Raw genomic sequence first — 485 nt, forward strand, 5'->3', positions numbered from 1 at the left:
CCGCTTGCCAGAGCAAGAACTGCACCAACCAACAAAAAACCTCCCACAGATTTCACACTCTAAGTTAGTACATAAAAACTCCCACAGATTTCACAGAACACACAGAACATTCTTACTAAAAGTATCTGTGTAAATCTGTGAAATCTGCGGGAGTTTTTCTCAGCAGAAGGTTCTGTGGGTTCTGTGAAATCTGTGGGAAATTATCTCAACAGAAGGTTCTGTGTATTCCGCGAATTCTGTGGGAGCACACCCAGGGGGTGCAGCTGTCTCAGCTGCACCAACCGAGCAGACGGTACGCCTTCTCGGTTGGTGCACTTCTTGCTCTGTTGGTGCACTTGAGACAAGTGCACCCCCTGAAAGCACCCTAAGAATCTGTGTAAATCTGTGAAATCTGTGGGAGATTTCACAGCAAGAAAGTGTATTCCGTGGGAGGATATATCAACAGAAAGCTCTGTGGGTGCGTGGGTATGGCAAGGATGCCATAC

Origin of the sequence: Leyella stercorea DSM 18206 (assembly GCF_000235885.1) — a bacterium.
GTDB lineage: Bacteria > Bacteroidota > Bacteroidia > Bacteroidales > Bacteroidaceae > Prevotella > Prevotella stercorea.